The organism is Salidesulfovibrio brasiliensis JCM 12178, from assembly GCF_001311825.1.
Classification (GTDB): Bacteria; Desulfobacterota; Desulfovibrionia; order Desulfovibrionales; family Desulfovibrionaceae; genus Pseudodesulfovibrio; species Pseudodesulfovibrio brasiliensis.
In genome coordinates, this window is sequence record NZ_BBCB01000014.1 from 17,495 (window position 1) to 31,045 (window position 13,551).

11 protein-coding genes, 1 tRNA gene and 1 pseudogene are annotated in these 13,551 nt (G+C 51.8%); 6 read left to right on the top strand and 7 right to left on the bottom strand.

Annotated features, from left to right (window positions below):
- Positions 1–22: 22 nt before the first annotated feature.
- Entirely contained in the window at positions 23–1,237 is a 1,215-nt protein-coding gene (locus tag JCM12178_RS06040; protein WP_054649653.1) for an EAL and HDOD domain-containing protein, read from the top strand.
- A gap of 4 nt (positions 1,238–1,241) precedes the next feature.
- On the opposite strand, the gene JCM12178_RS06045 is transcribed toward JCM12178_RS06040, so the two are convergent.
- The 3 genes and pseudogenes from JCM12178_RS06045 to JCM12178_RS06055 form a co-directional block, all read right to left on the bottom strand.
- Complete coding sequence (locus JCM12178_RS06045) at positions 1,242–1,928, bottom strand: response regulator (protein ID WP_054649655.1); 687 nt, start codon at positions 1,926–1,928, stop codon at positions 1,242–1,244.
- A complete protein-coding gene (locus JCM12178_RS06050) occupies positions 1,925–3,928 on the bottom strand; it encodes an ATP-binding protein (protein ID WP_083465760.1) in 2,004 nt (667 codons plus the stop codon). Before JCM12178_RS06050 ends, JCM12178_RS06045 begins: the two co-directional genes overlap by 4 nt.
- Positions 3,925–5,128: pseudogene (locus tag JCM12178_RS06055) on the bottom strand (ABC transporter substrate-binding protein). Before JCM12178_RS06055 ends, JCM12178_RS06050 begins: the two are co-directional and overlap by 4 nt.
- 171 nt (positions 5,129–5,299) lie before the next feature.
- On the opposite strand from JCM12178_RS06055, the gene JCM12178_RS06060 reads away from it, so the two are divergent.
- Positions 5,300–5,375: transfer RNA gene (locus JCM12178_RS06060), tRNA-Thr, on the top strand.
- Between the two features lie 94 nt (positions 5,376–5,469).
- Here JCM12178_RS06060 and JCM12178_RS06065 read toward each other — a convergent pair.
- The 4 genes from JCM12178_RS06065 to JCM12178_RS06080 all read right to left on the bottom strand — a co-directional run bounded on the left by JCM12178_RS06065 (position 5,470) and on the right by JCM12178_RS06080 (position 8,090).
- Entirely contained in the window at positions 5,470–5,973 is a 504-nt protein-coding gene (locus JCM12178_RS06065; protein WP_054649657.1) for a hypothetical protein, read from the bottom strand.
- A 20-nt stretch (positions 5,974–5,993) separates the two neighbouring features.
- On the bottom strand, positions 5,994–7,004 hold the full coding sequence (locus JCM12178_RS06070; protein ID WP_054649659.1) for a tyrosine-type recombinase/integrase: 1,011 nt from the start codon (positions 7,002–7,004) through the stop codon (positions 5,994–5,996).
- On the bottom strand, positions 7,001–7,231 hold the full coding sequence (locus JCM12178_RS20725) for a helix-turn-helix domain-containing protein (protein WP_054649661.1): 231 nt from the start codon (positions 7,229–7,231) through the stop codon (positions 7,001–7,003). The genes JCM12178_RS06070 and JCM12178_RS20725 overlap by 4 nt, the downstream gene beginning before the upstream one ends.
- Before the next feature lie 64 nt (positions 7,232–7,295).
- Entirely contained in the window at positions 7,296–8,090 is a 795-nt protein-coding gene (locus tag JCM12178_RS06080; protein ID WP_054649663.1) for a hypothetical protein, read from the bottom strand.
- Between the two features lie 1,303 nt (positions 8,091–9,393).
- On the opposite strand from JCM12178_RS06080, the gene JCM12178_RS06090 reads away from it, so the two are divergent.
- Genes JCM12178_RS06090 through JCM12178_RS06100 form a run of 4 tightly spaced genes read left to right on the top strand, consistent with a single transcriptional unit; the run spans position 9,394 to position 13,542 of the window.
- Positions 9,394–10,563 carry a site-specific DNA-methyltransferase gene (locus JCM12178_RS06090; protein WP_218185631.1) on the top strand — a complete coding sequence of 390 codons (1,170 nt, stop codon included), beginning with the start codon at positions 9,394–9,396 and terminating at the stop codon, positions 10,561–10,563.
- 4 nt (positions 10,564–10,567) lie between these two features.
- Positions 10,568–10,906 (top strand): hypothetical protein, encoded by a 339-nt coding sequence (locus JCM12178_RS18940; protein ID WP_218185632.1) that lies wholly within the window; start codon positions 10,568–10,570, stop codon positions 10,904–10,906.
- A 3-nt stretch (positions 10,907–10,909) separates the two neighbouring features.
- The gene (locus tag JCM12178_RS20255; protein WP_054649667.1) at positions 10,910–11,389 is read left to right on the top strand and encodes a DEAD/DEAH box helicase family protein; all 480 of its coding nucleotides are present in this window, start codon (positions 10,910–10,912) and stop codon (positions 11,387–11,389) included.
- Positions 11,386–13,542, top strand: a complete 2,157-nt coding sequence (locus JCM12178_RS06100; protein ID WP_054649669.1) for a DEAD/DEAH box helicase — start codon at positions 11,386–11,388, stop codon at positions 13,540–13,542. Before JCM12178_RS20255 ends, JCM12178_RS06100 begins: the two co-directional genes overlap by 4 nt.
- The last annotated feature ends 9 nt before the right edge of the window (positions 13,543–13,551 follow it).

Consider the following 13,551-nt stretch of genomic DNA (forward strand, 5'->3'; position numbering starts at 1 on the left):
CAGCTTTATTGGAGAGAATCACGTGGCAACCGAACAGTTGAACGACGCGAAAACCATTCTGAACCGTACCCCTGTATTTGACCGCGACAAGAACGTCTGGGCCTATGAACTGAGCCTGCACAACACCACCCCCGAGGCCGACTCCGAAGAGGAAACAAGGCTCATCCTCGAAGAGTTCGAGGCGCAGCTTGCATCGGACAAGCGAATCCTTCTGGAGTTCGACAAGCAAACCCTGCCCGAAGACCTCGGCCAGTGGGGCATCGGCCCGCGTCACGTCCTCACCCTTCCCGGCTCAGAAGAGGCCGACCCGCATTCGATGCTCGAAACCGCCCACAACATCGGCGCCAAGGTCGCCGCGAGCTTCGATGCCTTGCGAAACACCAACGGCGGCCTGCTGGAAAAAAGCGACTACCTGCGGGTTTCGATCCGAAACAAAAGCCCCCGCGAGGTCATGAGTATCCGAAAGGAAGCCGAGGCCTTCAACGGTGAAATCCTCGCCGTGGACATCGACTCGTGGGAAGCCTTTGAAGGCACGCGAGCCCTCGGGTTCCAGTATTTCCAAGGCCCCTTCTTCACCAAGCCCTTCTTCAGGCCGGGCGAGCCGGTGAGCGCAGCCGCCGTGGCCAAATTGCAGATTCTGCGCGAGCTGAACATGCCCGAGTGCGACATGACCAGACTGGCCGAGTCCATCGCCTCGGACGTAGCCTTGAGCTACCGTCTGCTCACCTACATCAACTCGGCATCCTTTTGCATCGCGCATCGCATCAAGTCCATTCAGCAGGCCGTGACGCTCCTCGGCCTCAATGAAATCAAGAAATGGGCGATGGTGGTACTGATGTCCGGCATGGACGACTCCGAACGGGGCAGCGAACTGGCTTACATGGCCCTGCAACGCGCCCGTTTTCTGGAATCCATGGCCTCGCTCGACAGCGTGAAATACACCGCAGGGACCATGTTCATGCTCGGCCTCTTCTCCAAGCTTGACGCACTGCTGGCGCATCCCATGGAACAGGTACTGGAGAACCTGCCCATTGACGACGAAGTCAAAGGCGCGCTGACCGGCGGCGATGTGCCGCTGAGAAGCTGGATTCGGATGCTTGAGGCAATCGAATGCGATGACTGGAAAAAGGCAAACGACGTGCTTGTGTCACACGGAGCCTGCCTGCCCCACGCTGCCGCCAACTACCTGAAGTCGTGCTCATGGGCCAATCGGCAGTGCAGCCTGATGCGCGGATAGCGTGCTACTGGCGCAATTCAGCAAGACGGAACAGGCCCATCATGTCGAACACCGTGCGGAAGTTCTCGGACAAGCCCGAGATGTAGACGCGGCGGCCACGATCCACGCACTCGGACATCTGCGACGCCAGTGAAGAAAGCCCGGCGCCGTTGATGGAAGTGTTGTCGTCGAACCGCAGCACGATATCCCCTTCCAGACGGCAGGCATCCTTGAACGCCCGCGCCAGAGTCGGCCCGCTCAATGCCGTGACGTTGCCCCGCACGTGAATGGTGGTGTCGTTCCCGTCTATCTCCACACGAACAAGGCTGTCCTCGTTGCGGGAAAGCGAGATACGCTCCTCGGCCCTGCGCAGGGCCTGCTCCAGCGCGTCGCGTCGCACGGGCTTGTCGATGAAATCCGTGGCGTCGAGGTTGAGCGCCTTGATGGCCAACTCCATGTCGCCGTGACCGGTGATGACGATGACCTCCGCCGCGGGAGAAGCCTTCTTGATGGCCCTGAGCACCTCGATGCCGTCCATAATGGGCATCTTGATGTCCGTCAGCACGATCTCCGGCCGCTCCTCCATAAACTTGTCCACCCCCTCCTGTCCGTCGGACGCGCACACGGTCTCGTAGCCCATGGCCTCCAAGAGAAGCGTGAACATTTTCAATGTCGGCTGCTCATCATCGATAATCAGTATTTTTCGCGTCATGCTGACTCCCTCTCCGGCGCGGCAGGCAGTTCAAGGATGAACCTCGTCCCCTGCGGCGGATTACTCTCGATGTTCATTGACCCGCCGTAGTCCTTGACGATGCCGTAGGATATGGCAAGCCCGAGGCCCATGCCCTGCCCCGCTTCCTTGGTAGTAAAAAACGGTTCGAAGACTTTGTCCAGCACATCCGCCGGAATGCCGCCCCCGGAATCTTCCACCTCGATGAACACTCGTCCGGAATCGCTCCATGTTCGGATGCCGATGCGCCGGCCGTCCTCTTGATCCTTGTCGTTGATGGCGTCACGAGCGTTGGTCACAAGGTTGAAGAGCACCTGCTGCAGCCGGTTGTTGTGTCCGAGCACCTCAAGCCGCCCCTCGGCCAGATCAAGATCAAAGGTGATGTTGTCCAGCTCGAACTGCCGCTTGAGGATGGAAAGCACGTCCGTGACCACCGCGTTGACCGGCACACGCTCCCGCACGAAGTCAGACTTGCGGCCAAAGGAGCGGAGGGTATTGATGATGCCGGAGGCACGGTCCACCTGCGCGCTCATCTCCCGCACCACGTCACGGTACTGTTCGGGAGTTACGGGCACGCCGCCGTCATCCATCATAAGCATAAACTCGCTGCCCATCTTGATGGCGTTGAGCGGTTGGTTGAGCTCATGGGCGATACCGGCGGACATCTCGCCGAGCGATTTCATCTTGCCCGCCTGAATGAGCTGGGCGTCCTTTTCGATCATCTCGGTGATGTCGGTGGCGGACACAATTACCGCCCTGCGCCCTTTGTACGAGATGGCACAGGCATGCATGTTGACGTAAAAAGGTTCGCCCCGGCGCTTGTAGTGCAGCACTTTCGGGTAGTAGATGCAGTCGGAACTCGAGGTGTGGCTGTCGAAGCTCCCAGCCACGTATTCCGGCCAGAACTCGGAAAAAAGCACGCCGGCCACCTCAGTGCGATCATACCCATAAAGATCCTGCACACGCGGGTTGGCGTCGATGACCTGTCCGGTCTCGCAATCGAGCACGAACACCGGGTCCGGACCGGAATCGAACAGCGAACGGTACTTTTCCTCAGATTCCCTGAGCCGACGCCGGTACAGCTTGATGCTCCAGACCATATTGCGGAACGAATCCGCGAGCTGGACCACCTCGTCCCCCTTTCTGACTCCGTAAAACAGACAACGGTTGCAGGCCTTGTATGTGTCCGAACTGACAAGGTCGGCCCGCTCCTGAACGGAGAGGTCGAAGTGCCAGCAAGGCAGATTGGAGTCGCAGAAGGCCGGACAGTCCGAGGGGTCCCACGCCTTGGCGGTGCCGAGGTTGATGGGAATGTCGAAGTTGCCCCGGCTGATCTCGTCGGCGATTTCCGTAAGGTTGCTGATTGGTCTGGTAATGTAGTGCGACAATCGGTTCGACAGGTACACCGCGATGAGCACGATGCCTGAGATGAAGCCGAGGAAAGCCACGCGCAGCTTCGAGATGAGGTTGTCTATGTGGCTTTTGCTCAAGCCCACATGCACCGTGCCGATGCGGTACAGCCCCTCCTTGATCGGCACGGCGATGTCAATGGCCGGGTTGCCGAAAAAGCTGACGATCTCCACACTGCGCACTGCGCCGTCGGGCACCGAGTTGACGGTCAGGCTCTCGGGCAGGGGCTGCGTCAGGGTGTGGGCCACGATGTCGCCCTCAAGGTCTTCGATGAAAATGTATGAAACGAGCCGCCGCCGTTCATGCAGCCGGGCTTCGTCGAAAATCAGGGCCAGCAGACGCGGGTGGTCTCGGTCAAGGATGTAGCCGCCACCTCGCTCTGCTATGGAGTGGGCGATGGCGCTCCCGCGCATTTCAAGCTCTCTCGTCAGGGACGAAACGAGAATCCAGCGTGCGATGAACGCAATGGCCACGCTGATGAACATGACGCCCACGAGCATGGAGAAAACCAGCTTGTTCTTGAGGCTGGCCTGATCGAACCGCTTCCACGCGGAACGGAAGAGACTCATCATGACGAGCCTCCGGAGCCATTGGCATCCTCAAACACGCCCCAATCCTCCAGCGGCACGAACTTCCCGTCATGCAGACGGGTGAAATGCACGCTGTCCATGCCCTGGTGGTCTCCGGGGCCGAATGAAATGGTCATGCCTGCCCCGACACCGTACTGCTCGATGGACTCAATGGCGTTGATGAATTTTGCACGCGTGAGGTCGCGCCCGGCACGCTGCAGGCCCTCAACGAGGACTCTCGCGTTGAAGAACCCTTCCAACCCAACATAGCTCGGCCGTTCGCAGGGTAATACTTTTCAAGCAGTTCCACATATTCAAGCGCAACACCAGACGGCTCGTACGTCCCGAAACCGAACGGCGAGGGGACCACCTGCGACATAACCACCGGTGCATCCGGCTCGGTACTCAGCCTGCGAGCAAGCTCCTCCGCGCCGACGAACGAAACGGTATAGAAAAGAGGGTTGTATCCGTTTGATTCGGCCCGCAGAATAAACTCGGCGCACGCCCCGTAGGTTCCTATCATGACAACGGCTTCTGCGCCCGACTCCATGATGCGCGACAAACCTTCGCCCACGCCGAGGGTGCCGCGGATGTAGGAGCCGCGAGCCACAGGCTCCAGACCGAACCGCTTCAGGGCCAGCTCAGTGCCTACGAGGCCGTCGAAGCCGTAGGCATCGAACTGATAGAAAACCGCGATCTTGCGCAGCCCGAGTGTCTGGACCATCTGCCGCACGGCTGCTTCGGTTTCCTGATAATATGACGCGCGGATGTTGATGACGTAGCGATTGAACGGCGTCCGCAGGGCCTTGGCTCCGGTGAACACGCCAAGCAGCGGGATACGCGCCTCCTCAAGCATGGGCAGCACACGAACAGTTGTCGGGGTACCGACGTAACTGAACAAGGCAAAAACGTTGTCCCTGATGAGGAATTCCTGGGTATTGGCAAGGCACTTGGGCGGATCGTAGGCGTCATCCTTGACGATGAGCCGAATTGTCCTGCCGTGCACGCCGCCATTTTCGTTGACGTGCCGGATGTAACTCATGGCGCCGCGCAGGGTCTGGGTGCGAGGTAGCCCGCATGCCCTGTCAGCGCAAGCGACGAGCCGAGGACGACCTCATTGTCAGTAATCCCCGAACGGCCTCCTCTCGCCCTTTGCTGCTCGGCCTGCGGCGAGCAGGCCATCAACAACACGGCGAGGGCCATAAACAGCACGCGCTTCACACCAACCCCCTCAAGCAACCAGAATTACGGTCACGTTACGTTCCAAAGAGGTAAAATACAAGTGGCGAAGCGTAATCCTCCCTTTGATCCCATGAAAACCCTCTGTTTCCCCTTGACCCGCGCCGTTTGATCGATTAATCATCTCCTCCCTCAGCCAGAGTAGCTCAGTTGGTAGAGCAACTGATTCGTAATCAGTAGGTCGTCAGTTCAACTCTGATCTCTGGCTCCAGGGATAGTCAAGCCCCACAAAGACTTATGTCATTGTGGGGCTTTTCTTTATTTGGTTATATTGACAACTGTACGCAAAATGTACGCAATATTACTCATTCAACCCTAAGGTGCTCCAGTTTGCACGCCAGCTCTTCCGCAACCCCTGAGATCATACAATGCAGTCGTTTTTGGGCCGCTATATACCCATCCAGTTTTTCAGCTAAGGGAACAAATATCGAGTCCTCATAGAAATCCCAACACCTATACGCGAACTCCATTTCCACATAGTGAATAGTCGGACACAACTCCTTAAGGGCTTTAATGTTGTGCTTCGCCCTATCTATTCCATAGTCAGCCATCGCAAAAACTTCTAACTTTTGCCCTTTTGAATTCAAGATCAAAATCTCTTTTGCCATCTCAGCGCAAGCGTCATACTCGTTTGCACTGACCAGAAAGACCACAACGTCATAATCGTCTTTCCACATGTAGTCTTCTGGTGACAATATCACAAAAAAACCTCCCCCATTTTTCGAATCAGAGTATGAAGTAAAGATTCCTTGTGACCAGCAAATCATAGAATCACCCTGTTCACCCTTTCCTACGATCGCAATTTTCATTTTAAACTCCTTTAAGTTGATCAATTGTCCAGCTTCAAACGATTCAACGAAGCCCGGAGATGATGATCAGACAGATGAGCATAAATCTCCGTAGTTCGCTTATCAGTGTGTCCCAACAACTCACCGATAGCCTGAAGCGATTCACCAGCCTCCGCCAGATTCGACGCAAAGGAGTGTCGAAGGTCGTGTAAACGCATGTCAGGATGTCCGGCATCTACTAAAGCTTGCTTCACAAGCCCTGTTAATGTGTCCGGGTGTCCAAAGCACTTGAAAACGCGCCCCTGGCGGTCATCGAAGGATTCCAAGATTGCACGAAACTCGGGATGCATTGGATAACGCTTTGCCAAGTGGGTCTTACTCTTCCGAACAAGATAGCAATCTCGCTCGAAGTCGATATCTGCCCATTCAAGCGCAAACAGCTCTCCTCTGCGCCGCCCTGTGTACAACAAAGCAATCACAAAACGGCGGAGGTCCATATCCTCTATGGATTTGATGAGATTCGTGCATTCCTGTGCGGAAAGAAACGCGGGTGGCCGCTTGGCAGTCCTCAACTCCTTGTAGCCTTTGAAGGGATTCTCGTTCACGTATCCCCAATCAACTGCCTTGTTGAAGACAGCCCTCACATGCCGGATGTAGACATTGATTGTTGTAGTCTTCAGCTTCTTGCCCTTGCATTTCGCTACAAGGGTATCCAAAGACTTGAACCCGAGCTTTTCCAGGAACACAGAACGCTTTTCGACCTCAAGCAGCTTTCTCAAAGCAAGTCTGTTGGCCTTGAAGGTCTTTGGTTCCTGGGTAGACTCGGCCCATTCGAGGTATTCGTCTTCAAACTCGCCGAGGGAAACTGTGCTTTCCTCTTCTTTCAACTCTTCGAGTCGGCCAGCCAGATATTGGCGTTTGATCTCCGCGAAAAGCAGCTTGGCTTCAGACTTTTTCGAGGTACGAAGACTCATCCGTTTCCGGTTGACTTCGTAGTACCAAACACTACCCCGTTTAAAAGGTTCACGGAGTCCCATTATGCCCATAGTCATAGCATAAGTCTCCGCAAATGTTCAACAACTAGCCTGTCTCGACATTGCAGAAGTTGCTCAATACTCCCCTGCTCGATACGCCAATGACCAGACGGTAACTTTTCCGCACGAACAAGCCCCTGAACACAATAAGAGCGCATGGTATCGCGGCAGACGTTGAGCATGCTCATCGCCTGTCCCATCTTGAGCCAACGGCTCCGCTCTGTGTTTAAGGGCTTATTAGACATGAAATCCTCCTACGCAAAAGCATAGGAGGATTCTTCTAGACCTCAAAAGACCAAATGAGTTAAACTAGTCTAAACCACTTACATCAGTTGGCTTAATCATCTTCTCTTGGAGTTGATTCTCGTAGTCATAGAGTAGATATTTATACAATAGGTCGACAGAATAAGGTTTTATATCATTGGGATCGACCGCCACCTTAGTACGAGAGTGGACTATATTCAACAAATGCGCTTTGCTGACAAGCTTCTTCTTGCCCACATCTTTGGCGTGCTCATAGTCTAAACAAAACTCTTTATACTCATACGCTAAGGCAAGAAATCGATCCAAACGCCTTTCAAATTCGATAGACGAACTAGCAGACGTAGGACAACACCTTATATGAGCAGCGCAATACGGCAAGGCGTCTCTGTGATCTTTCCGGCTCTCGTCTGCATATGTTTTTGAAATATTAAATTTGAATTTCTTACCTTTCTTTTGGGCTTTTCTCTGCTTATCCGCATACCGCCAAGAGTACAGAGATTTTGCTTTGTTTATACCAGGTTCAGGAATGTCGTAATGTCGCATTGAAAACAACAGATGAAGAAACATCCCTGCCACATTTGACGACAACTTTCTCTTTCGCATGTCATCTAAAAATGTCTTTTTCCCAATCAACTTGGATAGACGGATAGCAATTTTCTTATAGGGTATCTTGCCAAAATCGAAGGCTTCGTTGTTTCGATGCTTGATAAGAAACCGGTAGTGTAGATAATCATATGCCTGCTTTTGGCGAAGGGAATTGTCAGGAAAAAGCATCGCAGCTCTAAGGCGAAACCAATTTGAATAGATCGATTGGTCCTCCTCGATAAAAAACTTGGTCATGTCTACCTCAACGCCACTAATAATTTGTACGCCAATTTGACTTCATCATTCGGACACTGGGCTATGTAATCGATCAAGAGTTTACGAAGGGTATCAACCTCTTCTTCATGCTCACATTGAATTAATTCATGGACTTTCATCCCAAGAGCACTTGCTATCTGATCAAGAGATTGGATAGTCAGATTGACCTCACCTCGCTCGATCTTGACCTGCCCCCAGTTTATGTTCCGGGCTTATGTTAGTCTGCACTCTTCTTGGAGATGCCCCCCCCGAACATGGCATGTGAGTTTAGTTACGATGGAGGCGAAATCTCCTTCAAGCGATAACAACTCGCACTTTTTAAGATTTTATACGAAATCTTAAAAAAGTGATCTCCGCAGAAGGGACATACTGTCAGATCAAGTATGAACCACTACATGTTAACAGCCCTCCCTGTACTATGAAGAGTCGCTTGGGGCTGGCCTTGCTCGGTAAGCTTCTTGAGGTACCGATTTGTTTCGCGCAATTCTGTCAAGATGCTTTCCTGACCACTGTCTATGACTGATTGCATCTCCCGCAATTGCTCAACTGTCGCTTCCCTGTTGTCAGTAAAATGAACAGCCAACTCATCTACCAAATCACTTTTCAGCATAGTAACTTCGGATTGGAACAAGCGAATCAAGCCCGCATAGGGGGACAACTTCCCCTATTCCTTCAGGTCTTTTTCCATCTGGTATTCTTCTTCGCTTATAGCCACGGCATCCTCACAGGCGGTAAAAACAAACTTATAACAATCCAAAACTTGAATTTAGAGTGTTTTGAATTGTTTTTCTAGCCCTAAAAGTCAGTATCCTTGCTTAGGGGCTAGATATGTCTGATTTTTCTGAAAGACTTGGCAAAAGAATACGCGCACTACGGCTGCAACGGGGGCTAACACTTGATGGGCTGGCTGAAATAGCTGCGTAAACGGGAAACACCTCGGCAAGTGCGAGCGTGGCCAAGCTAATGCTACGCTGGAGTTCCTCGAAAAGGTTTCAGCAGCCCTTGGAATTGAGCCTATTGCACTTTTTGACAATGCCCATGAGATGGATCGAAAGTCGCTTGCCGATGGATTAAAGCGGCATATTGACACGGCAAATGATCAAGAATTGAAGCTCATCTCCCGCATCGTTACTGCTGTTCTCAACTAACCGGATTCCGGTTGCCCTCACTCCCCCTAATATGTCATCACTTTTCCGAGGTTAATTGCCTCGGCTGGTTGACATTTTTCTTTTTTCTACTCACGATTCGTTAAATATTTAATCGTCGAATTTGGACTTGATATATGCCCACATTGCATTGGCTCACCCGTGACAAAGATATAGCAGCATCTTCGTTAGCCCCCTATCGCCTTCTTGAGGCCGTTGAGACATATGGCGATGATCCTGAAACGCAAAACATGTTGATCCATGGAGACAACCTTGATGCGCTTAAAGCATTGCTTCCGTTCTATGCTGGTAAGATAAAGTGCATATACATTGACCCGCCGTACAATACGCAAAGCGCGTTCGAACACTATGATGACAATCTTGAGCATACCGAATGGCTCTCTATGATGTATCCCCGGTTTGAGCTGCTAAGAGATTTGCTTTCTGAATCTGGCCTCATTTGGGTCAATCTCGATGACAACGAAGCGCACTACACCAAGATTATCCTAGACGAAATATTTGGACGAAAAAACTTTGTTGCAAACGTAATCTGGCAAAAAAGGACTTCGCCAGATGCTCGCGCAACAATCTCTGACGCTCATGATCACATACTTGTCTATGCAAAAGATTTTGAGACAATAAGGGCTAACCTAAACAAAATCGAACTAGATGAGGCTCAACGAGCTAAATACAAAAATCCAGACAACGACAGAAGAGGACCGTGGGTTTCAACCGATTTCACTGCACAAGGTTATCGACCGAACCAAATGTACAAAATCACGACTCCAGGAGGAACAGAATACCATCCCCCCGAAGGTCGATGTTGGGCCAACCTTGAATCTGTTTTCAACAATCTCGTTGCCAACAACAAAATCTGGTTTGGCAAGAAAGGCAATTCACGTCCACGAATCAAGAATTTTTTGTCTGATGCTCAGGGACTAACACCTTGGACGTGGTGGGGAAACCAAGACGTAGGACACAACCAGGAAGCGAAAAAAGAAATCAATAAGCTTTTCGGTGCTGGCAATGCTTTTGACACACCGAAGCCTGAGCGGCTCATTAAACGCATACTTCACGTTTCAACTACACCTGGCGACATCGTACTCGACTCATTCCTTGGCTCAGGTACTACTGCCGCAGTTGCCCACAAAATGGACCGCAACTACATCGGGATTGAAATGGGGGAACATGCTGAAACCCATTGTCTTCCGCGGCTAAAAAAAAGTGATCGATGGGGAACAGGGGGGAATCTCCGAAGCACTGGCATGGGAGGGTGGTGGCTCATTCAGATATTGCCAATTGGGTGATCCAGTGTTTGATGACGATGGCAAAATCAATCCGTCAATTAGATTCCCTGCCCTTGCTGCCCATATATGGTTCTGCGAAGCAAAATCTCCTTACACTGGCGATGCCGATTCACCACTTCTCGGCATCCACAATGGGATTGCTTATTACCTCCTTTTCAATGGCATATTGGGCGACAAAACGGTTAATGGCGGCAACATCCTCACGACTCCCATTCTGAAAAGCCTTCCCCCGCATGATGGCCCTAAGATCATCTATGGTGAAGGATGCCGATTTGGGGCCATGCGACTCAAGAAAGAGCAAATTATGTTCAAACATATCCCATACGACATCAAGGCTCGGTAATATATGTTCCAGCTCAAATCATACCAACTCGACACTCTTTCTGCCCTTGAGGATTACCTTGAGGACTCACGGCTTTCTGGCGATCCCAAGAAGGCTTTTGAAAATTTCGTAGCCGACAACCCAACCGACACCGGGCAGCAGTATCGCATCAGGCAGGGCATGGATGGTGTTCCGTATGTTTGCCTCAGACTTCCCACTGGTGGTGGTAAAACCGTCCTCGCGTCCCACACTATCGAAGTAGCAGCAAGAGCTTATCTCGAAGAAGAATTTCCCGTTGTCCTCTGGCTGGTCCCGACAAATACAATCCGTGAACAGACTCTTGAAGCCCTGAAGCAGAATGATCATCCCTACCGTGAGGCAATAGATAATGCTTTTGACGGGCAAGTCTCTGTTTTCGACATTGCTGAAGTAACTAGGATCAGCCTAAAGACATCGAAAGTCGGGTATGCGTCATTGTCGGGACACTCCAGACATTACGGGTGAAAAATACTGATGGGCGGCGCATCTATGCCCACAACGAGAACTTTGAACCGCACTTCACCCAAATTCCCGATAGCACGCCTGGACTGGAAAAGGATGATGAGGAAAATGTCAAATTTTCCTTCGTAAATATCCTCCACTATCATCGTCCGCTCATAATTATGGACGAGGCCCACAAGGCACGGTCGAGACTTTCGGCTGAGGTCGTTGAACGTATCAACCCGGCTTGCGTTGTTGAGTTTACCGCAACGCCTACCATGGGGAACGTGCTTTACCGCGTCTCACCGACTGAATTGAAGGCCGAGGAAATGGTCAAGCTCCCCTTCATGCTCACTGAGCATAAGAATTGGCGCAATGCTATCAACCGTGCTGTCACTGAAAGACGCAGCCTTGAAAAAACAGCCAGCGGGGATGCCGATTACATCCGGCCAATAGCTTTGATCCAAGCCGAGCCGCAAGGGCGTGAAGCAACCGTAGATGTCATCAAACAGCACCTCATCGAAAATGAAAACGTGACCGAAGCCGCCATTGCCATAGCCACGGGCAGCCAGCGGGAGTTGGATGGCATCGACCTTTTCGACAAGCGTTGCCCCATCAAATACATCATCACGATTGAAGCCTTAAAAGAAGGATGGGATTGCCCATTCGCCTATGTTTTTTGCTCGGCGCAAACTGTTCGCTCTGCCGTTGATATTGAGCAATTACTTGGCCGCGTCATGCGTATGCCCTACGCCAAGCGGCGTGAGATTGATGAACTGAACAAGGCGTATGCTCATGTCATATCTCCTGGCTTTGCTGAAGCTGCCGAGGAAATGCACGACAAGCTCATGAACATGGGCTTTGAAGACGATGAGGCTTTGGACAATATTATTCCAACCCAAGGCACATTTGAGGGTTTCGACGACACTCCACTTGGCAGAGCCGCCCAAGAAACGCCACCGCTTATTTTTCAGGTGACAGAAAAGCCTGATCTCTCCAAAGTGCGGACCTTTGAAGATGAAAAGGTTCAGGTCGAAAGGACCGATGACGGCTATCAAATGAAAGTCACCGGACACATTTCAGAAGACCAAGCTGAGGAGTTGGTTAAAATCATACCAGAGCCTGAGCAGGACAAAATCCGTAAAACCATCAAAATCCACCGCGACAAATTCCAAAGAAGACCCACCCCATTCGAGGCAGGCGTTCCCTTCGCTGTTCCCCTCCTGGGAGTCCTTGTAGAAGGAGACTTGGAACTTGCAAGCCCAGACTTGTGCCTTGAACTCCATGGATGGGACTTAAATGATTATCCTGCCCGTTTTGAGGGGAATGAATTTGTCTACGACGATGATGCCCAAACTTTCGAGTTTGACATCAAGGGCAACAAGGTCGTTTACAGCCACTCCGACGACACGCCCATATTTAGGCGCGGCTACATCAGCGACAAGTGGGATGAACCTCGCTTGGTCCGCTGGTTGGATCGTGAGCTTCACAAAATGGGCAAAGGGGCCGAGTTCCGGCAGGAAGTGATGATGGAGTTCATCCGAAAGTGCATCCACTCCCTCTTGAACTCAGGCGAGTTTGACCTCCTAGCCCTTGTCCGAGCGAAATTCCTGCTTGTTAAGGCGTTATTTGAAAAGATTGGCCGCTATAGGAAACAGGCTTACGAGAAAGGCTTCCAAGCTACTCTGCTTGAGGGCGGTGCGCCCGTTGAAGCGAGCTTTGATTTCAGCTTCGACTTCAAGAACAACGTCTACCCTTCAGCCGGGGAAGCCTATCGCGGTGCGTACACGTTCAAAAAGCACTATTACGGCAACGAGCGTATTCGTGACCTAAAGAACAACTCCGAAGAGTTCCGCTGCGCCCAAGCTATCGATACAGCCAAACAGGTTAAGCATTGGGTCCGCAACCTCCCATGGGGCAAGGAGGCATCATTCAGGCTTCCCACCTCCACGGATTATTTCTACCCCGACTTTGTTGCAGAGCTTGTTGATGGCCGCTTGTTCGCTCTCGAATACAAGGGCAAGCACATAAAAGACACCGCCGACACTCTTGAGAAAGAGAATATCGGCAAGCTTTGGGAAGAAAAGAGTCAAGGTAAGTGCATCTTCCTCCTCGGTCTGGATAAAGACGATATGGGCCGGGACATTCATGCTCAGGTAAAGAATAAACTAGCATAAGAGAGCAAA

What these genes read in the sequence shown, in the direction of transcription:
- JCM12178_RS06065 (WP_054649657.1), bottom strand. Translation starts at nt 5,973, where the DNA reads ATGAAAATTGCGATCGTAGGAAAGGGTGAACAGGGTGATTCTATGATT.
- JCM12178_RS06090 (WP_218185631.1), top strand. Translation starts at nt 9,394, where the DNA reads ATGCCCACATTGCATTGGCTCACCCGTGACAAAGATATAGCAGCATCT.
- JCM12178_RS20725 (WP_054649661.1), bottom strand. Translation starts at nt 7,231, where the DNA reads ATGTCTAATAAGCCCTTAAACACAGAGCGGAGCCGTTGGCTCAAGATG.
- JCM12178_RS06050 (WP_083465760.1), bottom strand. Translation starts at nt 3,928, where the DNA reads ATGATGAGTCTCTTCCGTTCCGCGTGGAAGCGGTTCGATCAGGCCAGC.
- JCM12178_RS06080 (WP_054649663.1), bottom strand. Translation starts at nt 8,090, where the DNA reads ATGACCAAGTTTTTTATCGAGGAGGACCAATCGATCTATTCAAATTGG.
- JCM12178_RS20255 (WP_054649667.1), top strand. Translation starts at nt 10,910, where the DNA reads ATGTTCCAGCTCAAATCATACCAACTCGACACTCTTTCTGCCCTTGAG.
- JCM12178_RS06070 (WP_054649659.1), bottom strand. Translation starts at nt 7,004, where the DNA reads ATGACTATGGGCATAATGGGACTCCGTGAACCTTTTAAACGGGGTAGT.
- JCM12178_RS06045 (WP_054649655.1), bottom strand. Translation starts at nt 1,928, where the DNA reads ATGACGCGAAAAATACTGATTATCGATGATGAGCAGCCGACATTGAAA.